The sequence below is a fragment of the Amycolatopsis acidicola genome, from assembly GCF_007713735.2.
Lineage (GTDB): Bacteria > Actinomycetota > Actinomycetes > Mycobacteriales > Pseudonocardiaceae > Amycolatopsis_E > Amycolatopsis_E acidicola.
Genome location: NZ_VMNW02000012.1, coordinates 118410 through 144543 on the forward strand (window position 1 = coordinate 118410; position 26134 = coordinate 144543).

24 protein-coding genes are annotated in these 26134 nt (G+C 70.1%); 19 read left to right on the forward strand and 5 right to left on the reverse strand.

The window, feature by feature from the left end; translation table 11 throughout:
- Window position 1: 1 nt before the first annotated feature.
- The 3 genes from FPZ12_RS11430 to FPZ12_RS11440 are packed head-to-tail and all read left to right on the forward strand — an operon-like array spanning window position 2 to window position 3811.
- Window positions 2-1669, forward strand: coding sequence for an AMP-binding protein (locus FPZ12_RS11430; RefSeq protein WP_243769795.1), 1668 nt, complete (start codon window positions 2-4; stop codon window positions 1667-1669).
- Window positions 1666-2793 carry a CaiB/BaiF CoA transferase family protein gene (locus tag FPZ12_RS11435; RefSeq protein WP_144750070.1) on the forward strand — a complete coding sequence of 376 codons (1128 nt, stop codon included), beginning with the start codon at window positions 1666-1668 and terminating at the stop codon, window positions 2791-2793. Before FPZ12_RS11430 ends, FPZ12_RS11435 begins: the two co-directional genes overlap by 4 nt.
- Window positions 2794-2821: 28 nt before the next feature.
- Window positions 2822-3811 (forward strand): NADPH:quinone oxidoreductase family protein, encoded by a 990-nt coding sequence (locus FPZ12_RS11440; protein WP_144750072.1) that lies wholly within the window; start codon window positions 2822-2824, stop codon window positions 3809-3811.
- A 97-nt stretch (window positions 3812-3908) separates the two neighbouring features.
- On the opposite strand, the gene FPZ12_RS11445 is transcribed toward FPZ12_RS11440, so the two are convergent.
- Window positions 3909-4346 carry an ester cyclase gene (locus FPZ12_RS11445; RefSeq protein ID WP_144750074.1) on the reverse strand — a complete coding sequence of 146 codons (438 nt, stop codon included), beginning with the start codon at window positions 4344-4346 and terminating at the stop codon, window positions 3909-3911.
- A gap of 679 nt (window positions 4347-5025) precedes the next feature.
- On the opposite strand from FPZ12_RS11445, the gene FPZ12_RS11455 reads away from it, so the two are divergent.
- Genes FPZ12_RS11455 through FPZ12_RS11485 form a run of 7 tightly spaced genes read left to right on the forward strand, consistent with a single transcriptional unit; the run spans window position 5026 to window position 11191 of the window.
- Window positions 5026-5697, forward strand: a complete 672-nt coding sequence (locus FPZ12_RS11455; RefSeq protein ID WP_144757836.1) for a GntR family transcriptional regulator — start codon at window positions 5026-5028, stop codon at window positions 5695-5697.
- Between the two features lie 29 nt (window positions 5698-5726).
- A complete protein-coding gene (locus FPZ12_RS11460) occupies window positions 5727-6944 on the forward strand; it encodes an FAD-dependent oxidoreductase (protein ID WP_144757835.1) in 1218 nt (405 codons plus the stop codon).
- Between the two features lie 14 nt (window positions 6945-6958).
- A complete protein-coding gene (locus tag FPZ12_RS11465; RefSeq protein WP_144757834.1) occupies window positions 6959-7879 on the forward strand; it encodes an ABC transporter substrate-binding protein in 921 nt (306 codons plus the stop codon).
- A gap of 48 nt (window positions 7880-7927) precedes the next feature.
- Window positions 7928-9346, forward strand: a complete 1419-nt coding sequence (locus tag FPZ12_RS11470) for an MFS transporter (RefSeq protein WP_144757833.1) — start codon at window positions 7928-7930, stop codon at window positions 9344-9346.
- Window positions 9343-10149, forward strand: coding sequence for a carbon-nitrogen family hydrolase (locus FPZ12_RS11475; protein WP_144757832.1), 807 nt, complete (start codon window positions 9343-9345; stop codon window positions 10147-10149). The genes FPZ12_RS11470 and FPZ12_RS11475 overlap by 4 nt, the downstream gene beginning before the upstream one ends.
- A 1-nt stretch (window position 10150) precedes the next feature.
- Window positions 10151-10843 carry a DUF2848 family protein gene (locus FPZ12_RS11480; RefSeq protein ID WP_144757831.1) on the forward strand — a complete coding sequence of 231 codons (693 nt, stop codon included), beginning with the start codon at window positions 10151-10153 and terminating at the stop codon, window positions 10841-10843.
- A gap of 3 nt (window positions 10844-10846) precedes the next feature.
- A complete protein-coding gene (locus FPZ12_RS11485) occupies window positions 10847-11191 on the forward strand; it encodes a cupin domain-containing protein (protein ID WP_144757830.1) in 345 nt (114 codons plus the stop codon).
- Window positions 11192-11206: 15 nt separating this feature from the next.
- On the opposite strand, the gene FPZ12_RS11490 is transcribed toward FPZ12_RS11485, so the two are convergent.
- The gene (locus FPZ12_RS11490; protein ID WP_144757829.1) at window positions 11207-11659 is read right to left on the reverse strand and encodes an Lrp/AsnC family transcriptional regulator; all 453 of its coding nucleotides are present in this window, start codon (window positions 11657-11659) and stop codon (window positions 11207-11209) included.
- A gap of 92 nt (window positions 11660-11751) precedes the next feature.
- Here FPZ12_RS11490 and FPZ12_RS11495 point away from each other — a divergent pair, with 92 nt between their 5' ends.
- The gene (locus FPZ12_RS11495; protein WP_243769796.1) at window positions 11752-12390 is read left to right on the forward strand and encodes a LysE family translocator; all 639 of its coding nucleotides are present in this window, start codon (window positions 11752-11754) and stop codon (window positions 12388-12390) included.
- A gap of 8 nt (window positions 12391-12398) precedes the next feature.
- Here the strand turns inward: FPZ12_RS11495 and FPZ12_RS11500 are convergent, their stop codons facing one another.
- From FPZ12_RS11500 to FPZ12_RS11510, 3 genes are all read right to left on the reverse strand, one after another.
- Window positions 12399-12983 carry a hypothetical protein gene (locus FPZ12_RS11500; protein WP_144757828.1) on the reverse strand — a complete coding sequence of 195 codons (585 nt, stop codon included), beginning with the start codon at window positions 12981-12983 and terminating at the stop codon, window positions 12399-12401.
- A gap of 379 nt (window positions 12984-13362) precedes the next feature.
- On the reverse strand, window positions 13363-14676 hold the full coding sequence (locus FPZ12_RS11505) for an amidohydrolase family protein (protein WP_144757827.1): 1314 nt from the start codon (window positions 14674-14676) through the stop codon (window positions 13363-13365).
- On the reverse strand, window positions 14673-16082 hold the full coding sequence (locus FPZ12_RS11510) for a purine-cytosine permease family protein (RefSeq protein ID WP_144757826.1): 1410 nt from the start codon (window positions 16080-16082) through the stop codon (window positions 14673-14675). Before FPZ12_RS11510 ends, FPZ12_RS11505 begins: the two co-directional genes overlap by 4 nt.
- A gap of 232 nt (window positions 16083-16314) precedes the next feature.
- Between FPZ12_RS11510 and FPZ12_RS11515 the strand changes: the two genes are divergently transcribed.
- From FPZ12_RS11515 to FPZ12_RS11550, 8 genes are read left to right on the forward strand one after another with little or no spacing between them, the layout of a single operon-like run.
- A complete protein-coding gene (locus tag FPZ12_RS11515; protein ID WP_144757825.1) occupies window positions 16315-17727 on the forward strand; it encodes an amidohydrolase family protein in 1413 nt (470 codons plus the stop codon).
- 27 nt (window positions 17728-17754) lie between these two features.
- On the forward strand, window positions 17755-18762 hold the full coding sequence (locus FPZ12_RS11520) for an LLM class flavin-dependent oxidoreductase (RefSeq protein ID WP_144757824.1): 1008 nt from the start codon (window positions 17755-17757) through the stop codon (window positions 18760-18762).
- Window positions 18759-20141 (forward strand): GMC family oxidoreductase, encoded by a 1383-nt coding sequence (locus FPZ12_RS11525; RefSeq protein ID WP_166462689.1) that lies wholly within the window; start codon window positions 18759-18761, stop codon window positions 20139-20141. The genes FPZ12_RS11520 and FPZ12_RS11525 overlap by 4 nt, the downstream gene beginning before the upstream one ends.
- Before the next feature lie 9 nt (window positions 20142-20150).
- Complete coding sequence (locus FPZ12_RS11530; protein WP_144757822.1) at window positions 20151-21638, forward strand: aldehyde dehydrogenase family protein; 1488 nt, start codon at window positions 20151-20153, stop codon at window positions 21636-21638.
- 28 nt (window positions 21639-21666) lie between these two features.
- Complete coding sequence (locus FPZ12_RS11535) at window positions 21667-22854, forward strand: M20 family metallopeptidase (protein ID WP_166462690.1); 1188 nt, start codon at window positions 21667-21669, stop codon at window positions 22852-22854.
- Window positions 22851-23924, forward strand: coding sequence for a pyridoxal phosphate-dependent aminotransferase (locus FPZ12_RS11540; protein WP_144757820.1), 1074 nt, complete (start codon window positions 22851-22853; stop codon window positions 23922-23924). Before FPZ12_RS11535 ends, FPZ12_RS11540 begins: the two co-directional genes overlap by 4 nt.
- Window positions 23921-25336 (forward strand): amidase, encoded by a 1416-nt coding sequence (locus tag FPZ12_RS11545; protein ID WP_166462691.1) that lies wholly within the window; start codon window positions 23921-23923, stop codon window positions 25334-25336. The genes FPZ12_RS11540 and FPZ12_RS11545 overlap by 4 nt, the downstream gene beginning before the upstream one ends.
- A 44-nt stretch (window positions 25337-25380) precedes the next feature.
- Window positions 25381-26091, forward strand: a complete 711-nt coding sequence (locus FPZ12_RS11550) for a GntR family transcriptional regulator (protein ID WP_166462692.1) — start codon at window positions 25381-25383, stop codon at window positions 26089-26091.
- The last annotated feature ends 43 nt before the right edge of the window (window positions 26092-26134 follow it).

A 26134-nucleotide genomic window follows, 5' to 3' on the forward strand; every position in this document is an offset into this window, starting at 1 on the left:
CATGGGCACCCCACTCGCCGAACTGCTCGGCGGCCAGCACACCCCGCTCACCGACGCCGAGGCGGACGCCTTCCGCGCGTCGGGGATGTGGCAGAACCGCACCGTCCGCTCGGTGCTCGCCGACGTCGCGGCCGAGCATCCGGAGCGCACCGCCTTGGTCGGCCATCGCACCGGGAAACCCGTGGTACGCCAGACCTACCGTGAGTTCGACGCCGCCGCGCGCCACGCGGCGTCCGCGCTGGCGAGCCTCGGCGTGGGCCGGGGCGACGCGGTGGCGCTGATGCTGCCGAACTGGATCGAGTACGCCGCCCTGTTGTTCGGCATCAACGAACTCGGCGCGATCTACGCCGGCATCCCGGTCGCCTACGGCGAACGGCAGGCCGCCGCGATCCTGCGCCGCAGCAAGGCGAAGGTCCTCGTCATCCCGAGTTCCTGGCGCAGCACCGACCACCTCGCGCTGTCGCGAAACCTGCGCGCCGAGTTGCCGCATCTGGAGACGGTGATCGTGCTCGGCGACGCGGAACCGCATGCCGGCGAAGTCTCGTGGGACTCGCTGGCCGGGGTGCCCGTGCGCGAGTTCGAGCCGCCCCACCCGGGATCGCTCTGCTACCTCGGGTTCACCTCGGGCACCACGGGCGAGCCCAAGGGCGCGATGCACACCCACGACACGCTGCTCTACGACGCGAAAGCGCTTGCGGACCACCTCGGCCCCGGCACCTGCGGGGACCCGATGGTCCAGCTCGTCGCCTCCCCGATCGGGCATCACACCGGCTGGGTGTGGGGCGTGCTGTTCACCGTCTACCTCGCCGGAACCGGCGTGTACGTCGACAGGTGGGAGCCACGCTGGGGCGTCGAGGTGATCCGCGAGGAGGGCATCACCACGTTCTTCGGCGCGCCCACGTTCCTGCAGGACATGATGCGCACCGATCTCGTCGGCGATCCGGCCTGCCCGCTGGAATGCCTGGTGATCGCGGGCTCGTCGGTGCCGAGGACGTTGCCCGCCAAGGCGGGCGAGGCGTTCGGCGCCTACATCGCCCCGGCGTGGGGCATGACCGAATGCGGGATCACCAGCTCGGCCACGCCGGCCGAGCCGGACGCCATCCAGCTCACCGACGGGTCGGTCGTCGCCGGTTCGGCCGCCCGGATCGTCGACGACCACGGCCGGGACGTGCCGCCCGGGGTCACCGGCGAACTGCTGATGAAGAGCCCGGGCATGGTGCTCGGCTACTACGACCGTCCTGACGCGACGGACGAGGCGTTCCTGCCCGGGATGTGGTTCCGCACCGGGGACACCGCGAGCCTCGACGAGCACGGCTGGCTGTCGCTGCGCGGGCGCAGCAAGGACATCATCATCCGCGGCGGCGAGAACATCCCGGTCACCGACGTGGAGACGATCCTGTTCGACCACCCCGACGTGCTCAACGCCGCCGTGGTCGCCTACCCCGACGAGCGTCTCGGCGAGCGGGCCTGCGCCGTGCTGGTGGTCCGCGAAGGCGCGAAACCGGATTTGGCGGGGCTGTGCGAGTACCTCCTCGCGCACGGGCTCTCCAAGCACTACCTGCCCGAAAAGCTCGTGCTGCTCGACGAACTCCCGGTGACGCAGAGCGGGAAGATCCAGAAGTTCAAGCTGCGTGAGCTCGTCGCGTCCGCACCGGAAGGCCCGGCATGACGACCGACATCCGCCCGCTGGACGGCATCCGCGTGCTGGACCTGTCCACGCTGCTGCCGGGCCCGCTCGGCACCCTGTTCCTCGCCGAGGCCGGCGCCGACGTGATCAAGATCGAACGACCCGGCCACGGTGACGAAATGCGTTCGTACGTCCCGAAACTGGGCGAGGCGAGCGCGAACTACGCGGTGCTGAACCGGGGCAAGCGGGCGTTCGCGGCCGATCTCAAGGACCCGGCCGACCGCGACCGGGTGCTCGACCTCGCGGCGAGCGCCGACGTGGTGATGGAACAGTTCCGCCCCGGCGTCGCGGACCGGCTCGGCCTCGGCTACGACCAGGTCCGGGCCCGCAACCCGAAAATCGTGTACTGCTCGATCACCGGTTACGGGCAGACCGGCCCGCACACCGCGCGGGCAGGGCACGATCTGAACTATCTCGCCGAATCCGGGCTGCTGGGCGTGGTCACCGACGGCACCGGCGCTCCGCAGCTGCCGGTGTCGGTGCTGGCGGACATCGCCGGTGGCAGCTACCCGGCGGTGCTGAACATCCTGCTGGCCTTGCGGCAGCGCGATCTCACCGGAAGGGGCAGCAGGCTGGACATCTCGATGGCGCACAACCTCCAGGTGCTCGCGTACGGGTATTTCGCGGCGCACCAGGGCAGCGGCGAATGGCCGCGCCCGGGCCGGGAACAGCTCACCGGCGGCAGCCCGCGCTACCGCATCTATTCCACTTCGGACGGTCGGCACGTCGCGGTCGGCGCGCTGGAGCGGAAGTTCTGGGAGCGCCTGGCCGTGCTGATCGGCCTTCCCGCCCGGCTGGTCGACGACGAGGGGCAGGAGGACGTGGTGATCGCCGCGGTCGCCGAGCGCATCGGCGCGCACCCCGCCGAATACTGGCGCAAGGTCTTCGACGGTGAGGACGTGTGCGCCACCGTGGTGTCCACTTGGGACGAAGCGGTGGACGCGGGTCTCGTCGAGCCCGACCGCCCGGAACGCCTCACCGGCCCCGGTTTCGACGTCGGCACGCTGCGCAGCCCGCTCGACCCGGCCCTGCGCGGAACTCCGGGTGCCGTGGGGTATCCGTCGCTGGATCCGCTGCCCGCCGACGTCGGCGGCCTCTGGCGCTAACCGGTTTTTCCCGAGAGGAGAGTTTTTCGTGCGTGCCGCGCTCGTCAAGGAATTCGGTGCCCCCGCTTCCGCGCTGGTGGTCGAGGAAGTGCCCGATCTCGTGCCAGGGCCCGGTGAGGTGATCGTGGAGGTGGCCGCGGTCAGCGTGAACTTCCCGGACATCCTCGTGGTGGAGGGGACCTACCAGAACCTGCCGCCGCGGCCGTTCAGCCCGGGCAAGGAAGCGGCGGGCCGCGTGCTCGCCGTCGGCGAAGGCGTGCGGCGGCTTTCGGTGGGGGACAGGGTACTCACGCTCGTCGAGTACGGCGGGTACGCCGAACAGCTGCGCGTGCCCGAGGAACTCGTGATGGAGCTGCCGGACACGATGTCGTACGAGGAGGCCGCGGCGTTCGGCCTCGTCTACAGCACCGCGTACTTCGGCCTGCTGCGGCGCGGTCAGCTGAAGGCCGGGGAGACGGTGCTGATCACCGGCGCCGGTGGTGGCGTCGGTTCGGCCGGGGTCCAGGTCGCGAAGGCTTACGGCGCAACGGTGATCGCGCTGGCGCAGGACGAGGCGAAGGCGGAACTGGCCCGTGCGCAAGGAGCGGACCACGTGCTCACGTCCACTCCGGACACTCTTTGCGACGACGTGCGCGCGCTGACCGGCGGGCGCGGGGTCGACGTCACGCTGGAGATGCTCGGCGGGGACTTCCTCAGCCAGATCATCCGCTGTACGGCCTGGGAGGGCCGGATCGTGATCGTCGGGTTCGCGTCCGGCGGGCAGAACCCGATCAAGCCGGGGCACGTGCTGGTCAAGAGCATCAGTGTCGTCGGCCTGCAGAGCAGCGACTACCGCGACCGGATGCCGGAACTGATGCGCTCCACGATGGCGGAGATGTTCGCCCTGCACGCCGACGGCAGGCTGAAGGCCACTGTGGACACCACGTTCCCGCTGGAGCAGGCCGCGGACGCGCTGCAGTACGTCAAGGACGGCCGGGTGCGCGGGAAGGTCGTCATCACCACCGGCAAAGGCGCGTAACGGCCTGGCCGCGGTTCGGTGACGTCGTGGTGGGGCGGGCCTGGCAGGGCCCGCCCCGCACGGTCAACGGGCGCTCCGCGAACTCGTGCCTCCTGGTTCAGGTCGTGGACTGCGGAACGGCGGTTTCCGGGATGATGCCGAGTTGCCGCAGGGAGCCGAGCAGGTCGTAGTTGACCCACTCCTCGACGACGCGGTCACCATCCCACTTGTCGCAGCTCATGCCGCTCATCACATAGGTTTTGCCGGTGGCGGGCAGGCCGCGGAACTCGTTGCGGGCGGTGCCCGCGAGTGTCCATCTGGCCGCGGTCAGGTCACCGTCGACGAGAATGTCATGGATATCCATGTGCAGATCGGGCTGCGCGTGCCGCAGCTGCTCGATCTGCTGTTTCATGCCGGCGACGCCGTCCACGGGGAAGCTCGGGTCGTGGAAGGAACAATGCGCGGCGTACAGCTCGTCGCACGCCTCGGTGTGGCCGTTGTTCCATGCCTGGTCCATGAACCGGCGCAGGGATTCCCGGCGCTCGTCTGGGGTCACGACTGTCTCCTTCTTCGTACAGCGCGATCGCACCGGTCTCTCGCACCACCGGAGGAACACGACCGCGACAGTCCAATTGAGACGCCGGCGGGCAGGCGAGTCTAGAGGCGTTAGACCTCACAACCGCGAGATGCCGCTATGGCCGGAGTCCGGCCCGGCCACCGGGGTGGTGGCGTGTCTTCGGTCGAAGCGTGAGCACGGGCACGGCTTTTTCCCGCAACCGCGACGCGATTCCGCACCCGGAGCCGAGCCCGGTCGAGCCCCGGCCGCGCCACCCAGCGCAAGCCCGGCTCACCCGGAACCCGGCCCCGCCCACCGGGGGCGCTTCACCCACGTGGCTCCGGCCGCCCAGCGTAAGCCCGACCGCTGAGTGCAACCGCGGCTCACGCAACCTCGGCTCACGCATCCCCGGCCCATCCGGAACCCGGCCCCGCCCACCGGGCGCGCTCTACCCGCGTAGCCCCGGCCGCCCAGCGCAAGCCCGACCGCCGAGCGCAACCCCGGCTCACGCAACCCCGCCTCACGCAACCCCGCCTCACGCAACCCCGCCTCACGCAACCCCGCCTCACGCAACCCCGCCTCACGCAACCCCGCCTCACGCAACCCCGCCTCACCCGAACCCCAATTCTCGGGAAAAGTGCCTTGTCCTCGCGATAGGCAGGATGTATACATGTTGCCTATGAGTGGTGAGCGGGTGGGCGGCAGCGCACAGGACGTGACCTACCGGTGGCTGAAACAGCACATCGGGACGTTGCCGCGGGACGCGGGCTCCTTTTTGACCGAGTCCGAGGTGGCGGTGGCGACCGGGATGTCGCGCACACCGGTGCGCGAGGCGCTGCTGCGGTTGGAGACCGAGGGGCTGCTGCAGATCGTGCCGAAGAAAGGCGCCTTCGTGCCCCCGATCTCGGACGCCGATGTCCGGGCGGTGCTGCAGGCCAGGGCGTTGCTGGAGGACTGGTCCGCCCGGCGGGTCGTTCCCACGTCACCGGATTTCCTTACCCGGCTGGAAGAACTGGTGGCCGAGCAGCGGACCCTGGTCGGCGACCCGATGGCGTTCATCGTCTGCGACCGGGCCTTCCACCGGGCGATCGTCGAACAGGCCGGCAACCCGGTGCTCGCGGAGTTCTACGAATCGTTGCGGGACAGGCAGATCCGGATGGGTGTGCGCGCGGTGGCCAGCTCGGCGAACCGCGCCGAGGTGGTGCTGTCCGAGCATTCGGCGATCGTGGAAGCCCTGCGTTCGGGAGATCCCGACGTGGCCGCGGACGCGCACATCACCCACCTGCGCAGCACCATGGCCGCGCTGGGCGTGTCCGGCGGGGAGCCGGAGCAGCGCGGCTCTCTGTGGTGAATGGCCCGACGACAGTGACGAGGTGGGTTATGCACAATCGAGGCAGGGTCATCGTGGTCGGCGCGGGCCCGGTGGGCGCGGTGGCCGCGCTCGCCGCCGCGCGACGCGGGTTCGCGGTCACCTTGGTCGAACGCAATGCCGAGGTCGAGTTCGACGCCGCGCCCAGGGCGGCCACGTTCCATCCGTCCACTTTGGAAATCCTCGACGGCCTGGCGATCATGCCGGACTTCCTCTCCGTGGGGCTGGTGTGCCGGTACTTCGACTTCTGGGACAGGCCCGGCCACGCGCTCGTGGCGCGAATGGATCACGACGTGCTGCGAGACGTGACGCAATTCCCGTACGTCGTGCAGACCGAGCAGCACAAGCTCGTGCGCATCGCGCTGGAACGGCTGCGGAAGCTGCCGGACGTGGAAATCCTGCTGGGCTGGCAGGTCGATTCGATCTCCCAGGACGAAACGGGCGTCACCGTGCGCGCCGCGAACGGCACGGCGGAGCGGCACATCACGGGCTCCTGGCTGCTCGGCTGTGACGGCGGGCGGAGCACCGTGCGCAAGCAGCTGGACATCGAGTTCGAGGGCTACACCTGGCCGGAACGCTTCGCGGTGCTGACCACGCGGTTCGACTTCGCCGCCGCGATGGGCTGCAGCGAACGCAGCTATTTCGCCGACCCGGATCAGTGGGTGAACCTGTTCAAGGTCGCCGGGGACGACCTGCGCGGCCGGTGGCGGGTCGTGTTCGCCGCGCCCGCGGACAGCTCCGACGAGGAGGTCCTGTCCGACGCCTCCGCGAAGGAGTGCCTGGCGGGTCTCCACCCCGACGCCGGACTCGGCGATCTGGTGCACCGCAACCTCTACAACGTGCACCAGCGGGTCGCGAAGCGGTTCCGCGCGGGCCGGGTGTTCCTGGCCGGGGACGCCGCGCACGTGAACAACCCGATCGGCGGGCTCGGTCTCAACTGCGGGATCCACGACGCCATGGAGCTGGTCGGCACGCTGGAGCAGGCCGGGGACGACGCCGGTGCGCCGCTGCTCGACCGCTACGAACGGCGCAGGCGGACGGTGAACATCGAGTTCGTCCAGCAGCAGACGGTGGACAACAAGCAGCGCCTCGAAGAGAAGGACCCGGCCAAACGCCGCGAACGTCTCGATGCGTTGCGTGCCATCGCGGACGACGAAACGCGGCAGCTCGCGTTCCTGCGCCGGACCTCGCTGCTGGACGGCGTCCAGCGGGCACAGGCCATCGACTGACCAGGAGAACATCCATGCGCATCGCCGTTCCCGATCTGATCTCTCCGTCGTACTTTCCCGCGATCGCGGCCGTCGAACTGGGCCTGGTCCGCGACGAAGGCGTCGACATCGAACTGGATCTGCTGTTCCCGGTCACCGACGCGGCTCACGCGCTGCGCGGCGGGAAGATCGACTTCCTGGCCGGCGCGGCACACGCCCCGATGCACGCCTTCCCCGAATGGTCCGGCGTGAAGCTCGTCGCCGCGTTGTCCCAGCACATGTACTGGTTCCTGGTCGTGCGCTCGGACCTGAACATCGGCCGGGGCGAACTCGGCGCGCTGCGTGACCTCCGGATCGGCGCGGCACCGGGCCCGGATCTCGGCCTGCGCGTCCTGCTCGCCGAGGCCGGCGTCGACGTCGAGGAGCGGGGAATCCGCATCGGCCCGGTCCCGGCCGCCGAAGGCACCGGGGTGTCGTTCGGAGTGGCCGCCGCCGAAGCACTGGAAACCGGTGCCGTGGACGGATTCTGGGCCAACGGCATGGGCGCGGAACTCGCGGTGCGGCGCGGCACCGGATCGCTGGTGCTCGACGCGCGCAGGGGTGACGGGCCTGTCGGATCCCGCGGCTACACCTTCCCCGCCCTCGCGGTCACCGACGACACCATCGAACGCGAGCCGGAGGCCGTCGCCGCCGTGACTCGCGCGATCATCCGCGCTCAGCGCCTGTTGCGCGAGGACCCGGACCAGGCGACGAAGGCCGCCACGGGAGTGTTCCCCGAGCTGGAAACCTCGATGATCGCCGAACTCGTGCGGCGTGACGCGCCCTTCTACGACCCGGAGATCTCGGCGGATTCCGCGCGCGAACTCGCCGATTTCGGCCGCCGCGCGAACCTGCTCACCACCACACCGGCCTACGACCGGATCGTCACCCCGCGGTTCCGCCATCTCTGGCGCTGACAACCCTTTCCGAGCGGTCCCCACTTCCAGCGGAGTCGAGGCAATGTAATGGAAACATCATCGGCACAACAGGCAGGGCCCACCACGTCGGCGCGTATTCCGTTCGGGGCGATGCTCGGCTCGATGGCCGTGGTCGCGGCGCTGAACGGAGTGCAGCAGGGGTATCTGACCCCGCTGCTGCCGTCGCTGGGGCACAGCCTGCACATGACCGCGTCCGGGCAGAGCCAGGTCTACCTGCTGTCCAGGCTCGCCACCGCGGTCTGGATGCCGCTGCTCGCCAAGCTCGGCGACAGCTACGGTCACCGGCGGTTCCTGCGGGTGGCGATCGCGATGGTCGCGATCGGCTCCCTGCTGATGTCGGTGTGGCCGAGCACGGCCACGTTGTCGGTCGGTGTCGTGTTCCAGGGGGCCGCCGTCGGGTTCATGCCCCTGCTGATCGGGATCCTGCGGTACCGGGCGCCGGGCCGCCGCCGCTTCGGCGTCGGTCTGCTCGTCGGCACGCTGCTCGGCGCGCTCGGGGTCGGCGGGCTGGTCGCGGGCACCTTGAGCGAGCATTCCGCGACGCTGGGCCTGTGGGTGGCGGTACCGGTGGCGGCGCTCGCGGTGGTCGCGAGTTTCGTGATTCCCCCTGGCGGCCCGGGATCCGGTGAGCGGTTCGCGCTGGTGCCGTTCGTCCTGCTGGCACTCGGACTGGTCGGTGTCGTCAGCGCGCTCGCGCTCGGCGCCGGCTGGGGATGGCTCTCCGCCGGGACCATCGGCCTGGCGCTGGGCGGCGTGGCCGCCCTCGTCGCGTGGATCTTCGTCGAGCGGCGGACCGCGAGCCCGCTGATCGACCTCCGGATCCTGGCGAACCCGGCGGTCGCCGTCGTCGCCACGATCACGTTCTGCCTGAGCTTCTGCACCATCGGGTTCCTCGCGGCGAACTCCATTTTCCTCGGCGCCAAACCGGGCCGGTCCGGTTTCGGGCTGGGATACGGGCCGCAGGTGATCGCGCTCATCTCGCTCGCCCGCGCGTTCTTCTCGATCGGCGCTTCGCTGTGCGTGGCACCGCTGATGCGCAAGATCGGCGAGCGCCGCACGGTCGTGCTGCCCGGCGTGCTCATCGCGCTCGGTTTCGGAAGTTTCCTGCTGTGGCACGAAACGTTCGTGGAGTACTTCATCGCGACCGCGCTGCTGGGGCTCGCGATGGGCTGTTACGAGGCGTCCGGGCGCGCGCTGATCGTCGAGAGCGTTCCGGAGAAGGACACCGCCGTCGCCGCGGGAGTCAACGAGCTCGCGCTCGCGCTCGGGGCGACGGTCGGCGCGGCGATCATCGGCGCGATCATCACCGCGCACGAATCCGGGACGGGGGCGACCTTGACCGGGTTCGACCTGGTCTGGTCGGTCTGCCTTGGCATGGCGCTCGTCGGGGCCGGGCTGGGGTTCTGCTACCGCCGCTCCGCCGGCGCGCTGGGGAGGCTGGCATGAAGATCGCCCTCGTGCAGGTCGCCAGCCCGCCGGAAGAATCGCCCGCCGAACGCCGGGCGCGAGTCGGGGAGATGGTGGCCGAGGCTCGCGGAGCGGATCTGGTCGTGCTGCCCGAACTGTGGGCCGCGGGCTACTTCGCCTTCGAGGAGTATCCCGAGCGGGCCGAGCCTTTCGACGGGCCGACGCTCGCGGCGGCCCGCGCGTGGGCGCGGAATCTCGGCGCCCACGTGCACCTCGGCAGCATCATCGAACGAGACGAAGCCGGCAGGCTGTTCAACACCGCGATCCTGGTGGCCCCGGACGGAACCGTCGCGCACACCTACCGCAAGATCCACGTCTTCGGGTATGCCTCGCGGGAGGCCGAACTCCTCACCCCCGGAGACCGGGTCGAGGTGGCGAAGACCGGGTTCGGCGGAGTCGGCGCGACCACGTGCTACGACCTGCGTTTCCCCGAGCTGTGGCGGGATCTGGTCGAGCACGGCGCCGAACTCGTCGTCGTCCCGGCGGCCTGGCCCGCGGCGCGCCGCGAACACTGGCGGCTGTTCACCACCTGCCGCGCCGTCGAGGAACAGATCCTGCTGATCGCCTGCAACGCCACCGGCGTTCAGCAGGGCGGGGTCGAACTGGGCGGGCACAGCCGCGTCGTCGATCCGTGGGGAACCGTGCTCGTCGAAGCCGGGACGGACGAATGCGTTGTCACCTGCGAGGTCGATCCCTTGGTGGTGAACAAGGTTCGCGCCGAGTTCCCCGTGCTGGCCGACCGGCGCCGGGCGGTTCCCGCACCGGCACAACAGAGGAAGTGAGATGCCACCGAACAAAGAACTGTCCCTGCACGTCGCGGGTACCGAGGAACGCCTGGCGCTGGAACCCGTGCGGCTCATCGTCGCGGGCTACACCGCCAAGGACGAGGAATCCGTGCGCGCCCATATCGCCGAGCTGGCCGACATCGGGGTTCCGCCCCCGGCGACGATCCCCGCGTTCTACGACCTGGACCCCGCGCTGCTCACCACCGATCCGGTCGTCGAGGCCGGGGGCGGGAGAACGTCCGGTGAGGTCGAGCCGGTGGTGATCCGCCACCGCGGCCGGTACTTCCTCGGCGTGGGGTCCGACCACACGGACCGGGAGCGGGAACGCGAGGACATCGGCGGCTCGAAGGCCGCCTGCCCGAAGCCGGTGGGAGACGTCGTCGCGGACCTCGGGGCGGATCTGTCCGGAGTGGACTGGGATGGCCTGCGCGCGGAGTCCTTTGTGGACGACCGGCCGTACCAGAAGGGAAGTATCGCCGCATTGCGTCACCCCGCCGAGCTGATCGAGCGCATGAGCGTGGCCACCGGCGTGTCCGGTGCTGCCGATCTGGTGCTCTATTGCGGCACTTTGCCCCTGCTGGGCGGGGAATTCGTCTACGGGAGCCACTGGCGGATCCGTTTGCGACTGCCCGGCGGGCTTGCGCTGACCCACGCGTACGAGACCAAAACGAAGCACCAGGGAGTCGGCTGACCGATGAGCAAACCCGAGTACGAGTTCTTCCCTGTCGGAGACGTGGACTTCACCGTCTGTCCCGGCGACAACCCGAAGATCACCGAGCGGATTCTCGCCAAGGACCCCGAAACCGGGGTGGCCACCCGCATCCTGCGGTACGAGCCCGGCGCCGACTCGACCCCGATGGGCGTGCAGCGGCACGATTTCTGGGAGGAGGTCTACATCATCGAGGGCTCCTTCACCGACCTCACCCTCGGCGAGACCTTCACCGCGGGCATGTACGCCTGCCGCCCGCCGGGCATGCCCCACGGCCCGTGGCGCACCGACGAAGGCGTCCTCACCTTCGAGGTCCGCTACCGCGCCTGACCAGGCGCGCCGGGATCAGAGCGGCAGTGACCGGTTCTCGACGACGCTCTTCATGACGAGGGTGGAGCTGAGCCGCTGGACGCCGGGCAGCGTGGTCAGTGCGGTGTCGTAGAGCTGCTGGAAAGCGGTCTGGTCCCGGGTGAGGACGCGGAGGAGGTAGTCGGGGTCGCCGAAGAGGCGTTGGGCCTGCAGGACGTTCGGGATGGCGGCGACGGCCTGCTCGAAGGCGCCGATGGTCTCGTGGTCGGACTTGCGCATGGTGACGAACACCAGCGCGTCGAAGGTGAGGCCGAGGACGTGCGCGTCGAGTTGGGCGCGGTAGCCGGTGATCACGCCGGCGGCCTCCAGTGCGCGCAGCCGGCGGTGACAGGGGGAGAGGCTCAGGCGGACGCGTTCGGCGAGTTCGGTGACGGACTGCCGCCCGTCGCGCTGCAGTTCGGCAAGAATCTTCCGGTCAACCGCGTCCATCACCACAATCCTCCCTCGATTCCACTGTATCGCGCTCAGAGTTAGGAGCACTTCCCACCGGTTTCCGCATAGCTTCCCTTGGGGGAGTCGGTTTGCGTGAATCCGGGAGGGAAGGCATGGCGTTCGGCGCGATCGCGGCGTTCTGGGGAGTGTCGCTGTTGCTGGTGCTCACCCCGGGCGCGGACTGGGCTTACGCGATCGCCGCGGGGCTGCGGTACCGGTCGGTCGTGCCGTCGGTGGGCGGGCTGTTGCTCGGCCACCTGGCGGTGACCGCGCTCGTGGCGGCGGGGGTGGCCGCGCTGGTGAACAGGACCTCGTGGGCGATGACCGTCCTGACGGTCGGCGGGGCCGCGTACCTGGTGTGGCTGGGGGTCACCACGCTCCGCAGACCCGGGGCGGTGACGGCCGGGTCGGCGGGCCCGGATTCGCGGGCGCGGCAGGTCTTCAAAGGAGCCGGTACCAGCGGCCTGAACCCCAAGGTTTTCTTGCTGTTCTTGGCTTTGCTGCCCCAGTTCACGCAGCCGTCGGGCGCTTGGCCGCTCGCGGCGCAGATCGTGGTGCTCGGGCTGGTGCACACGTTCAGTTGTGCCGTCGTCTACACGGGCGTCGGGGCCGGTGCCCGCGCCGTGCTGCAGGCCCGGCCCGCCGCCGCCCGCGTCATCACCCGGGTTTCGGGCGTCGCGATGATCGTCCTCGGGCTGTTGCTGCTCGGGGAATCACTGCTGGCCTGACCGGTCGCTCACTGCCGGGCCAGCTGGACGGGTGGGTCCCCGGGATACACGTGCAGCACGTCGTGGGCGTCGACGTGGAGCTGGCTGTCGGGTGAGCCCCGGAAGAGGGCGACGACGACGGCGGTGAGCCGGATCCTGCCGCCGCCGAGGTGGGTGATTCCCTTCGGCTCGGCCAGGCCTGCCAACCACTCGGCCTGCGTCTCGTCCATGGTCGCGGTGTAGGTGCCGCCCGCGCCGGAGCGGATCTCGCGCGCGGCAAGGACATCGCCCCACCGGGCCAGGTCCAGGATCTCCCGCACGGCCAGTTCGAGTTCCTCGATTCCGCCGTAGTCGAGCGGGGTGTAGCGGGCCTTGTCGGCCAGGCCGCCACGCCAGTAGCTGTCGTCGTTTCCGGGGACATCCCGGTAAACCGACTGCCAAGCGAGCTTGCCGTCGAAGGAACGCGGCTTTTTCTCGGCCCAGCCGACCCGGAAACCCTCCCGGCTGCCGTCGTCCACGCAGATCTGCACCGTATCCCGCCGCGGCCGCCGGACAACCAGATTCCGTTGCCGCAGCCGCTCCTGGGTGTAGCGATCCAGGCGGTCTATGCCCATGGTCGTCACTCCTCTCACCCGGAACACTACGGAGGGCGGATGAGTTTCCGATGACACGCGAATGCGATGGCTCAGCGGACCCGATCTCCTTGCCCCACCTCGGGCGGCCTGGTGTCTCGTGATCTTGTGGTCTTTACGCGCGGGTGTGTTTGCCCGCCAGGGCGCCGAGTTGGCCCCTGGCGTCGCCGAGTTGGCCGAGGGCGTCGCCCGGGTTGGCCGAGGGCGTCGCCGGGTTGGTCCGGGGCGTCGCCGAGTTGGCCGACCGCTGCCGCCGTGGGCAAACTCAGCGACCGGACCGGCAAAATCAGTGACGCAGCGGGCAAACTCACCGACCGCAGGGGCAAACACGGCAACGTAAACCGGACCCGGATCTCCCTGCCTAGCGCCGGACCACCACCATCTTCTCCTTGATCCGCCGGAAGGCGGCGTTCGCTTCCCGGAGTACTTCTGCCTCGTCGGCGAAGGTGAGGTGGCGGTCGCGCAGCACGATCCGGCCGTCGATGACGCTCGTGTCCACCGCGCTGCCGTTCGCGGCGAACACGAGGTGGCTGTGCAGATGCGCGGGACTCTCGGGGAGCAGCGGGGTGAACATCGCGTTCCCGGTGTCCACGACGATGACATCCGCCTTCCGCCCGGGTTCCAGGCTGCCCGTTTCGTGCCCCAGCGCCCGCGCGCCCGCGTTCGTCGCCATGCGCAGTACCCGCTCGGCCGGCATGAGGCTCGCGTCGCCCCGGACGGCGCGGTGCATGAGGGACGCGAACTTCATCACCTCGAACAGGTCGGCGCTGTTGTTGCACTCCGCCGCGTCGTGCCCGAGTCCGACGTTGACCCCCGCCGCGAGCAGCTCCGGGACCCTGGCGACGCCGTTGCCGAGTTTGGCGTTGGACGACGGGTTGTGCGAGACGGAGGTCCCGGTCTCCGCCAGCAGCCGGATCTCCTCGTCGTCCAGCCACACGCAATGCGCCGCCACCACGTCCGGGCCCAGCAGGCCCGTCTCGTGCGCCAGCACGGTCGGGCGTCTGCCGAACCGTTCGAGGCTGTCCTCCACCTCGGTGATCGACTCGTTGAGGTGCACGTGGATGCCGGTGCCGAGTTCGTCGGCCAGCGCCCGTGCGTCGCGCAGGAACTCCGGGGACGCCAGGGGAAGCCACTCGATCCCGATCCGGACCTCGACGCGCCCGCCGGCCGTCCCGTGGAGATCCTCGAACGCGGAAGCGTTGTCCGCCAACGTGTCCAGGTCGTGTTCGGCGAGCGCGGTGTCGTTGGACAGCACCGCGCGGATGCCGATGTCCGCCGCCGCGCGGGCCAGCGCGGGCAGCTGCCGGTACATGTCGTTGACGGTGGTGACGCCGGCCTTGAGGGATTCGGTGTAGCTCGCCATCGCGGCCCAGTACGCCGCCTCGGGGTCGAGTGCCCGGATGATCGGGTACCAGCACTCGTCAAGGTACTCCCAGAGCGGCAGATGATCGTTGTACCCCTTGCCGAGCGCGGTGTGGTAGTGCAGGTCCACGAGCCCGGGAAGCACGATCTTCCCGGCCGCGTCGATCACCTCGTCGCCCGGCTCCGGGGGCACGGTCCCCGCGCCGACGCCGGTGATCCGGTCGCCTTCGATCACCACCGTGCCGCGCTCGTGGTAGGTGCCGGCCGCGTCGAGAGTGAGGATCATGCCGTCCCGCACCAGGATTCTGCTCATCGTTCGGCCGCCGGGACCGGATCCGCGCCGGCCGCGGCCATCGGTGCCACGTTCTTTTTCGCCAGCGGCAGCAGGGCGAGGTAGATCGCGCCCGCCACCAGGAAACCCGCGTAGTACGCGAGGTCGGCGCCGTGCAAGGCCTTCGCGACCGGGCCGACCCACAACGTCGTGTCCATGAACAGCAACGTGCTCAGCGTGCCCGCCACGAGCGCCACGACCGCGGGCCAGCCCGAGTGCCGGTGCCGCAGCGCGGCGTTGACGTCCACCGTGCCGTCGGCCTCCTTGCGCCGGCGCCACCAGTCGATCGCGACCACGGCGGCGAAACAGGGGATCCAGTAACTGATCAGCAACAGCACGTTCTCGAACCGGTCGGCGAAGTTGTCCGCCGACATCCACAGGCACAGCGCGAGCGCGCACGCGCCGACGACGAGTGCCGCGACCGGGCGGGGAATGCGCACGCCGATGGTCTGCAGGGACAGGGATCCGCTGTAGTCGTTCATCGCGTTGCTGGACACGCTCGACAGGATCATCGTCAGCAGCCCGATCACGCCCAGCACCCCGCCGCCGAGCAGCTCGCGGATCCCCGCGGCGGTCTCGTCACCGAGCGCGCTCGCCCCGGCGGCGCCGATCGCCTGGCCCCACACGTAGGACAGGCTCATCCCGAGCGTGGTGAAGGCGAACATCCGCTTGGCCGAGGTGTGCGGCGGCATGTAGCGGGAGAAGTCCGAAGCGTAGGGCGCCCAGGAGATCCCCAGCGAAAAACCGATCGCGAACACCAGGAACCACGCGCCGGTGCGGTCCCCGCCGTGCACCGTCGCCGTCGTCGTCAGCTCGCTGGCGGCGACGATCTTGATGGTGATCACCAGGAAGGCGGCCGCGAGCAGGTAGCTGGAGATCACCTGGAACCGGTGGATGAGCTCGTAGCCGAAGAACCCGACGACGGCTTCCAGCGCCAGCACGATGACGATGCCCAGCCACAGCGGCACCCCGGTGAGCTCGTGCATCGCCTGCCCGCCGAAGATCCCGACCAGCGCGTCCCAGGCGATCGCGGACAGCCAGGCCAGCACCCCCGGCAGCGCCACCCCGCGCCCGAACGGCAGGCGCGCGAACGGCAGCTGGGCGGTCCCGGTCCTCGGGCCCCAGGTGCACAGGTACGCCGTCACCATCGAGCCGAGGACGGTGCCCAGCAGGATCGCCAGGAACGCGGAGAAGAAGTCCAGGCCGAGCGAGATGCCCAGCGCGCCGGTGAAGACCGCGGTGATGTTGAGGTTCGGCGCGAACCACACGCTGAACAGCCGCTGGGGGCGGCCGTAGCGTTTGTCGAGGGGGACCGGCGCGATGCCGTGGGACTCCACGCCGGCATGCGTGCTCGCGGCGGTTCCGCCGGTGCTGGCCGATGAAGACATCGAAACTCCTCATGATCGGGCCGTGCTCGGAAATGAGATCTCAAAAGATTGCCGTTGAGGCTGCGCGCGCCGGAAGCCGATGTCAAGGGCCGGGAGTAGCGGTAACCCGGTGGTAACCCGGGTGACTCATTTCCTGGCGGTTAAGCCGATTGTGACGTGGGCGGGTGCTCTTGACAGCGCTCGCTCGATATCGGAGATTTGAGATCTCATTTTCCGATCCCGGGGGTATCCCATGACCCAGGCGAAGGCGGCGACCCCGTGCGACACGATCATCACCGCGGGCTGGGTGATCACCGTCGACGCGCGGCGCCGGATTTTCCGTGACGGCGCGGTCGCGATCACCGGCAGCACGATCACCGCCGTCGGCAAGGCCGCGGACATCGACGCCCGCTTCACCGCGGGCAGCCGCATCGACCGGCCCGGCGCGGTGGTCATGCCGGGCATGGTCAACGGGCACCGGCATCTGCTCTGCTGCGCCAAGGGCGCGATGCCCGAAGGCGGCGGGACGCTGGAGGCGCTGCGCCGGTTCATCTACCCGTCGTTCTCGTCGCTGGAACCCGAGGACATGGCGGTCTACGCGCGGCACGCGACGGCCGAGATGATCCGCAACGGCACGACGCTGTTCGAGGAGCCCGGCTGCGACCACATCGACGCCGTCCTGCCCGCGATCGCCGAATCCGGGATGCGCGCGCGGATCGGGTTGTGGACCTGGGACCAGGCCGGGTCCGGCGGCACCGCCGGCCTGCCCGCCTGGCTGAAGCTGGACACCGGGGCCGCGATCCGGCGCCTGGAGGAGGGTATCGAGATCGTGCGTAAGTTCGGGCACGAGCGCATCCGCCCCGCGGTGACCATCGAGGGGGTCACGACCTGCTCCGACGAGCTCACCGTCGCCGCGGCGAAACTCGCCGAGGAGAGTGAAACCCTTGCGGTGCAACACAAGTCGACGAGCCAGCGCGAGGTCGAACTGGAGCTGAAGCTGTTCGGCGAACGTCCGGTCCGCCACTGCGCCACGATCGGCGCGCTCAACCCGTACACGCTGCTCAACCACGTCACGAGCCTGGACGGTGAGGACGTGGCCGCGATCGCCGACACCGGGGCGACCGTGTCGCAGAACCCCAGCACGGCGCTCAAACTCGCCAAGGGCACCACCGCGTTCGGTAAATGGCCCGAGCTGATCGCCGCCGGCGTGCCGATGGGGCTGGGCACCGACGCGGAGAACTGCTCGAACCACCAGGACATCTGCCGCGCGATGCAGCTGGCCGCGCTCCTGCCGCGCGACGCGCGCCAGGATCCGAACGCCGTCAGTGCCGAGACGGCGGTGGAGCTGGGCACGCTCGGGGGCGCAAGGGCGCTGCGCTTCGACGACGTGACCGGGTCACTGGAAGAAGGCAAGGAAGCGGACGTCGTCGTCTTCGACACCGACGACTACGACTGGCGGCCGCTGCACAACCCGATCGCGAACCTGGCCTACGGGGTCACCGGGCATTCGGTCGACACCGTGCTCATCGGCGGCCGGATCGTGTTGTCCGGCAAGAAAAGCACCGTGTTCGACGAGGAGCAGCTCCGCGCGGACGTGGAGCGCACCGACCGGAAGATCCTGGCCAAGATCGGCATCGACCCGCTGCCCGCGTGGCCGGTTCTCTGAGCATCCCCTACGCAGAAAGGGTTTCCCATGTACGGCGGTGTCGCGCTGCAGCCGGTCTACGAGCCGGACCAGTTCGTCGCGATGGTGCGGCAGGTCGAGCAGGCCGGGCTGGACACGCTCTGGCTCACCGATTCCTCCCTGCACTCCCGCTACACCTACGCGTACCTCACCCTCGCCGCGGTCAACAGCGAGCGGCTGCGGCTGGGGACCGCCGTGACCAATCCGGTCACCCGGCATCCCGCGCTCGGCGCGGTGGGCATCTCCACGATCGACGAGATCTCCGGCGGCCGGGCGATCCACGGCATCGGCGCGGGGGACCGGCCGCTGGACGCGCTCGGGCTCAAACCCGCGAAGCTGGCGATGCTCGAGGACTCCATCGAGGCGGCACGCCGGTTGTGGCGGGGCGAGCACGTGACGATGCGGGCGCGGGGATTCGAGCTCGACGACGCGCACCTGCGCTTCAGCTCGCGGCCGGACATCCCGGTCTACATCTCCGCCAGCGGACCGAAAACGCTGGAACTCGCCGGCCGGATCGCCGACGGGGTCGTGCTGCTGGCGGGGCTGCATCCGGACGGGATCTCCTACGCGCTCGAGCACATCGACCGCGGGGTGGACCAGGCCGGGCGCGGCAAGCGGCCGGAGATCACCGTGTTCGGCTACGGCGCGATCGACGAGGACGAGGAGGTGGCGCTCGCGGCGGGCCGCACGATCGCCGCGTGGTTCCCGATGACCGCCCCGGTCTACTGCGAGCTCGCGGGCCTGTCGCCGGACCTCGTCGCGAAGGTGCGGGAGCGCTACGCCGGGGGAGAGTTCCAGGAAGCCGCTCAGGCGGCCGCGTTGCTGCCCGAGGATTTCGTGCGGCGGATGTCGTTGTCCGGCAACAAATCGGCGGCCCGTGAGCACATCAGGACGCTGGAGAAGCTGGGCGTCGACAGCATGACGGTCTTCCCGCTCGGCGGCGACGTGACCAGCCGGCTGGCCACGGTGACCGCGTTCGCCGAATGCCTGCGCGAGGAAGGACACCCCGGCCGATGAAGGTCGTCATCGCCGGCGGGGGCAACGGCGGGCTCTGGGCCGCGCACCGGCTGGCGGGCTCCGCGGAGGTCACCGTCGTGGAAGCCGGGATCGACCCCGGCGATCCGGTACCCCGGCGGTTCCTGCACGAGCACGGTTTCCCCGACTGCGACTGGGATTACACCGACACCGACAGCGGACGGCACCTGGTGCGCGGCCGCGTCCTCGGTGGTGGGTCCACAGTCAACGCCGCGGCAGGCTCGCGCGGGCAGGCCGGGGGTTTCGCGGACTGGGGCGAGGGCTGGCAGTGGGACGATCTGCTGCCCGCCCTTCGGGAGATCGAATCCGACGAACAGTACGGGGACCGGGAGTATCACGGCGACCGGGGCCCGATCCGGATCACGCGCCTTTCGCCGGGCCCGCTCGAACGGGCCTTCGGCGAGGCAGCGGCCGCCGAAGGGCACGCGGACTGCCCCGACCACAACGCCCCCGGGGCGTTCGGGGTGGGACCGTGGCCCACCAACCGGGTCGACGGTGGCCGGTGGGGCTGTCTCGCGGCGGTCGCCCCGCTCGTCCGGCCGCGCGTGAATCTGCGGGCACAAACCTTGGTGCGGCGGATCCTTTTCGACGGCGACAGCGCGACCGGCGTCGAAATCGAAGGCCCCGGCGGTGTCGAGCGGCTGCCCGCCGATCTCGTGTTGTGCGCGGGCGGCGCTTACGGCACACCGGAACTGCTGTGGCGTTCCGGCGTCGACGCGCCGCAGATCGGCGTGGGCCTGCAAGACCATCCGTGGGTGATGCTCGACGTCGAAGCGGATCCGGACGCGATCGCCCAGCGCCCGGTCAGCGGGAGCCTGCTGCGCGGCTGGCTCGACGATCCCGCCGACGAATACCAGGTCTTCCCGTTTTCGGCCTGGCTCTACGACCGCACCGCGTCGCGCGGCACCTGGAGTGTGTCGGTCGCGTTGATGCAGCCCGAAAGCCGGGGCCGTGTCACCCGCGGCCCCGGCGACCGCGCGCGGATCAGCCTGGGACACCTCGCCGAGCGCCGCGACGTGGACCGGATGCTCACCGCGATCGAGCGCACGGACGCGGTGCTCGCCCGGATGGAAGCGGAGGGGACGATCAAGATCCCGCCCGGTTCCTGGTGGCGCGGCGTGGACCTCGAGCGCGAACTGCGCCGCCGGGTCGAGACCTACAACCACCCGGTCGGCTCGTGCGGGATCGGCCGCACCGTGGACCGGCGCCTGAACGTGCGCGGCACGCGCGGGCTCAAGATCGTCGACGCGTCGGTGATGCCGAGCATCCCCAACGGCGGCCCCAATCTCGTCAGCATGGCCATCGGCCTCATCGGTGGGTCACTCGCGCTCGCCGACGCCGGACTCGCCCGAACCCCCTAGGAGTACTTTGTGGACACACCGGTTCTGCCCGCGGTCAAGGAGTTCCTGAGCGGACCGCCCGGGCTGTTCATCGGCGGCGAGTTCCGCCCGTCCGCCGACGGCGCGACCCTGCCCGTGCTCGACCCGGCGAACGGCGAACAACTCTGCGCGGTCGCGGCGGGCACCGCGGCCGACATCGACGCGGCCGTCGCGGCGGCGCGCGCCGCATTGCCCGGCTGGCAGGCGATGGCGCCGTCGGAACGAGCGGATCTGTTGTGGCGGCTGGGAGAAGCGCTCGCCGAGCGCGCGGATGAGTTCGGCCAGCTGGAAAGTCTCGACAACGGGAAGCCGCTCGGCGAGTCCGCGGAGCTGGACGTGCCGTTGTGCGCGTCGTTGTTCAAGTACTACGCGGGCTGGGTGACCAAACTCGGCGGCGAATCGCTCGCGCCTGCCAGCGGGATGCCCATGCACGTCTACACGCGGCGGGAACCGGTCGGCGTCGTCGGCGCGATCATCCCGTGGAACTTCCCCCTGCTGATGTGCGGCTACAAGCTGGGCCCGGCGCTCGCCGCGGGCAACACCGTGGTGCTCAAACCCGCCGAGCAGACGCCGTTGTCCGCGCTGCGGCTCGCGCGTCTCGTGGACGAACTGGGTTTCCCGCCCGGGGTGGTCAACGTGGTCACCGGCGACGGCCCGTCCGCCGGCGCGCCACTGGCCGCGCACCCGGACGTCGACAAGATCACGTTCACCGGCGAGAACAGCACCGGCCGGAAGATCATCGCCGCGTCCGCGGGCAACATGAAGCGGCTTTCCCTGGAACTGGGCGGGAAATCGCCGAGCCTGGTGTTCGACGACGCCGACCTCGACGCCGCGGTCGAGGGGACCTTCGGGGCGGTGTACTTCAACCAGGGCCAGTGCTGCATCGCCGGCGCGCGGGTGTTCGTCCACAGTGGAATCCACGACGAGTTCGTCGCGCGGCTGGCCGAACGCGTCGCCGAGGTCCGCCTCGGCCCCGGGCTCTCGGACGAGAGCACGATGGGGCCGCTGGTGAGCGCCGAACAGCGGGATCGCGTCGAGGAGCTGATCCGGTCCGGGCTCGCCGAGGGCGCCGAGGCTGTCGTCGGCGGAGACAAGATCACGGATCCCGCGCTGGCACCGGGTTTCTACGTGCGGCCGACGCTGTTCACCGGCGCCACCCCGGACATGCGGATCATGCGCGAGGAGATCTTCGGGCCGGTGGCGATGGTCGCGAAGTTCGACACCGAGGAAGAGGCGGTCGACCTCGCCAACGACACCGCGTTCGGGCTGGCTTCGGGAATCTGGACCAGGGACGTCCGGCGCTCGCACCGCGTGGCGGCCGCGATCAAGGCCGGGGTCGTCTGGGTCAACACCTACGGCATGTTCGACGTCGCCATCCCGTACGGCGGCTTCAAGGCCAGCGGCTACGGCAAGGAGCTCGGCCGGGAGGCGCTCGATCCCTATCTGCAGACGAAGACCGTCTGGGTCGGACTGTCCTGACGGTGCAGCGCGAGAAATGTGGAGTGTGATGGAAAAGTCAGCCGCGGTCGCCAAGGCGATCGCCAGTATCGACACCGCTCGCGTGGTCGAGCTCGTGCGGCAGGTGTGCCGGATCCCGAGCGTGCTCGGCGACGAGAAGGCGTTCGCCGAGTACCTCTTCGGCGTCATGAAGGACTCCGGGTTCACCGACGTGCACCTGCAGGACGTGCTGCCGGACCGGCCGAACGCCGTCGGTGAGCTCGATTTCGGCGCGGGCCCGCGCGTGGTGTTCACCGGGCACCTGGACACGAAGCCGGTGTCGATCGGCTGGACGGAGGCCGAGCCCTTCAGCGGCGACCTGATCGACGGGCACGTGTACGGGCACGGGATCATGGACATGAAGGCGGCGCTGGTCTGCCAGCTCGTCGCGGCGGAGGCGGTGCGCTCGTCCGGGGTGCCGGTGTCCGGGCGGCTGGGTTTCGCCGGCGTCAGCGATCACATGGGCGACCAGCTCGGGTCGATCCGCTACTTCGACTCCTACAGCGCGGATCTGTGCGTGCTCGGCGAGCTTTCGGACAACGAGATCTACCTCGGTCACCGCGGCCGCTACTACTTCGACATCACCGCGCAGGGCCTGTCCGCGCACACCTGCCACAAACCCCTGGCCGTCAACGCGAACATGCTGGCCGCCAAGGCGATCATCGAACTGGACGCGTCCCGGCTGACCCCGGAGCTGGAGCCGTGGGTGCGCGACCTGTTCGGCGAAGAGACCTACATGGCGCCCGGCCGCGTCTACGGCGGGCTGCCGCCGGGCGGGCCGTCGATGATCCCCGACGAGTGCGTGATCCGGCTCGACTGCCGCCCGCAGCCCGGCGTCAGCGTGGAGACCGTGCGCGCGGAGCTGGACCGCTGTCTGGACAACGTCGCACGCGTCGATCCCCGGTTCCGGGCGCGGATCGAGCTCGCCGACGTCAAATCCGGTTACGTCGCGGACCCGGAGACCACAGTGGTACAGACCATGGTCGAGGCGGTGCGGGAGGTGCGGGGCACCGAACCGCCGCTCAAGGCCGCGGGCTGGCTCGGCGACACGGCCAGCTTCGGCGACAAGATCCCGACCGTGATCTTCGGGCCCGGCGGTGAGCCGGTGTACTGCCCCAACGAGCGGCTCTCCGTCGACGACATCGTCGAAGCCACCCAGGTCTATACGGCCTTCGCGACACTGGCGCTGCTTTCATGACCGCCGCACCGTCCTTTGAGGACTTGCTCGGCAGGCCGGGCCTGGCGTGGATGGGGCAGAACACCACCCACCTCGAACCGCCGCCGGAGGTCACCGAAGCGCTGCTGCGCAGCACTCGCGAGCGCGAGTTCCAGCTTTACGCGCCCGCGCTCGGCTTTTCGCGGTTGCGTGAGCTGATCGTGCGCGATCTCGGGCTCGCGGGCGCGGACGCCTGGGTCACCGACGGCGCGGTCGGCGGACTGCACCACATCTGCACCGCGCTCGCGACCGACCTCAGCCGGGTCGTGACCACCGACCCCGGCTGGCCGTGGCCCGGCAGGTTCGCCGGTTTCTCCGGGACCCCGGTGTCCACTGTGGACGTCTATCCGGCGGGAAAGGCGACCGCGGCGGGATTCGCGGAGGTGATCGAACCCGGTTCGCTGATCTACCTCATCGACCCGCTCAACCCGCTCGGCGCCCGGTACGACCGCGCGGAGCTCGAAGCCATCGTCGAACTGGCCCGCGACACGAGGTCGCTGATCGTCCACGACTGCACCTACCGGCATTTCGCGGACGGGCACACGCTCGTGGCCGGGCTGTACCCGGAAGGCACCTTCACCACCTACAGCTTCTCCAAGTGGCTCGGTCTCGCCGGGTTGCGGCTCGGGGCGGTGGTGGCGCGGCCGGATCTGCTGGCACGGCTGACGAAGGTGCCGTCCAACCCGCTCGGCGCCAACATCCAGGCCCAGCGCGCGGCGATCGCGGGCCTCACCGTCAAGGAACCGTGGCTCGAACGAGTCCGCGCCGCGAACCGGCGCAACCAGGAGATCGTCCGCCACGCCACCGAAACCAGCGGGTTCGGCTCGGTCCTGGTCTGGCCTTCGCACGGCAACTTCGTCGCCGTCGAGGTCGGGCCGGGGCTGGCCGAGGCGGTGTGCGCGGCGATGCTGGAGCACGACGTCTTCATCCGGCCGGGCACCTACCAGTCACCGCGATCCGGCGACCGGTTCGTCAAGGTCAGCACCTCCGTGCCGGTCGAATGGGCCGAACGGTTCGCCGTCGCCTGGGCGAAGCTCGAGGTGTGGCCATGACCCGGTTCGCGACGCTGGACCTCGACCAGTACCGCGCGGCGGGCGGGCTGGAGCTGGGTCGCCGGGTCGCGTCCGGGGAACTTTCGCCCGTCCAGCTCGCCGAGTGCGCGCTCCACCTCGCGAGCGAAGCCGAACCGCGAATCAACGCCTACGCGGCGTTGCTCACCGAACGCGCGCTACGTGACGCTGCCGAGCGGGAGGCCGAAGCCCGTGCCGGGCAGGTGCGCGGACCACTGCACGGGGTGCCGATCGCCATCAAGGACAACATGCCGTACCAGGGCGAACCGACCTGGAAAGGGTCACGGACCACAACCGACACCCCGGCCGGGACGTCGGCGCCGATGGTCTCGCGGCTGCTCGGCGCCGGAGCCGTCGTGATCGGCCGGACGACCACCCCGGAGTTCGGCTGGAAGGGCACCGGCAGCTCGCCCCGCACCGGAATCACGCGCAACCCGTGGAATCCGGCGTGGAACCCGGGCGGGTCCAGCGCGGGCTCCGGCGCCACCGTCGCGTCGGGCGCGGTGCCGATCGCCACCGGAACCGACGCCGGGGGATCGGTCCGCATCCCCGCGGCCTTCTGCGGGGTCGTGGGCATGAAGCCGACGCTGGGGGCGATCCCGGTCTGGCCCGGCACCGTGAACGAATCCCTTTCCCACGCCGGCCCGATCACGCGGTCGGTCGAGGACGCGGCGGCCGTGTTCGATCTCGTGCGTGGCCCCGATCCGCGCGACCCCCAGTCGTATTGGTCGCGGCCGCCCGCTTCGGTGCCGGACCGGCCCCGGGTCGGCCTGGTGCGTGCCCCATTCGGCATTGAGCCGTCCGGCGCCGTGGAGTCCGTCTTCGCCGATGCGCTCGCGTTGCTCGCACCGGTCACGGATCTGCACGAGACGAAACTCCCGGCACCGTTGCCGCGCGAGGTGTTCGAGGCGCTGTGGGTGACCGGGCGCGGGCTCGGTTTCCGCCATCTCGTCGCCGAGCACGCGGACATCATGGACCCGGGCCTGGCGCGCCTGGCCACGCTCGCGGAGGAGTACTCGCTGGCTGACTACTACGACGCGCTGGCGCGGCGGCGCGAGTTCAACGCCGCGATGTCCCGTGTCTTCACCGACTTCGACCTGTTGCTCATGCCGACGATGCCGATCACGGCGTTCGCGGCCGAAGCCGAGGTGCCGCCCGGTGGTGAGGCCGGTGCTCCGCTGCCGTGGATCACCTGGACGCCCTACACCTACCCGTTCAACATCAGCGGTCAGCCCGCGATCAGCGTCCCGTGCGGGCTCGGTGCCGGGAAAGCCCCGGCCGGGCTGCAGATCGTGGGCCCGTGGGCCGGGGACGACGCGGTCCTGGCGTTCGCGGCCCGGTGCGAGCGGGCCCTCGCGGCGGGCAACGAGGCCACGGTCGCACCGCGGTGGTGACAATGAGAGCATCCGGGAGCGCCGGGCGAGGGGAGCACACAGACGTGGCCGAGACACAGGCCGGGGACTCGTTGGCCGGATACCTGGCCGTCGTGTCGCCCGAGGGCGACGCCCCCGTGCAGATCAAGGAAGTCGTGTACCGCAGGCTCATGCGGGCGATCGTCGAGCTGCGTCTCGGACCGGGGCAGCAGCTGCGTGAACGGCAGCTGGCCGAGCAGATGGGCGTGTCCAAGACCCCGATCCGCGAGGCGCTGGTCCGGCTGGAGAAGGAAGGGATGGTGACGGTCGCGCCTTACCGTGGCGCGATCGTGCGCGGGTACACCCACACCGATGTGCGGGAAATCTACGAACTGCGCGAGCTCCTCGAAGGCTTCTGCGCCCGCCGCGCGGCGATGCGCATCGACGACGCCGACGAAGCGGCCCTCCGGGCGAACGTGCGCCGGAGCAGGCAACTGCTGGATTCCGGGGAAACCGGCGACCTGCCGGCCCTGTTCGATGACTTCGACCGGCTGCTGTACCGGCAGGCCGCCGGGCACCGGATAGGCGCGCTGCTCGCCGAACTGGAGCTGCACCTGGAACGGCTGGGCAACATGACCGTCGGCGTGCCCGGCAGGCTCGACGCCTCGGTGCACCAACACGAAGCCATCGTGCGAGCCATCGTGCGACGCGAACCCGCCGAAGCCGAACAGGCCTGCCGCGACCACATCCGAAGCGTCTTCGCCGACCTGATCAACGAACTCCCGGAACAGTGGTGACGGGTGGCGGGCATGTCCTGGTCCCACCCCACCACCCGACCAC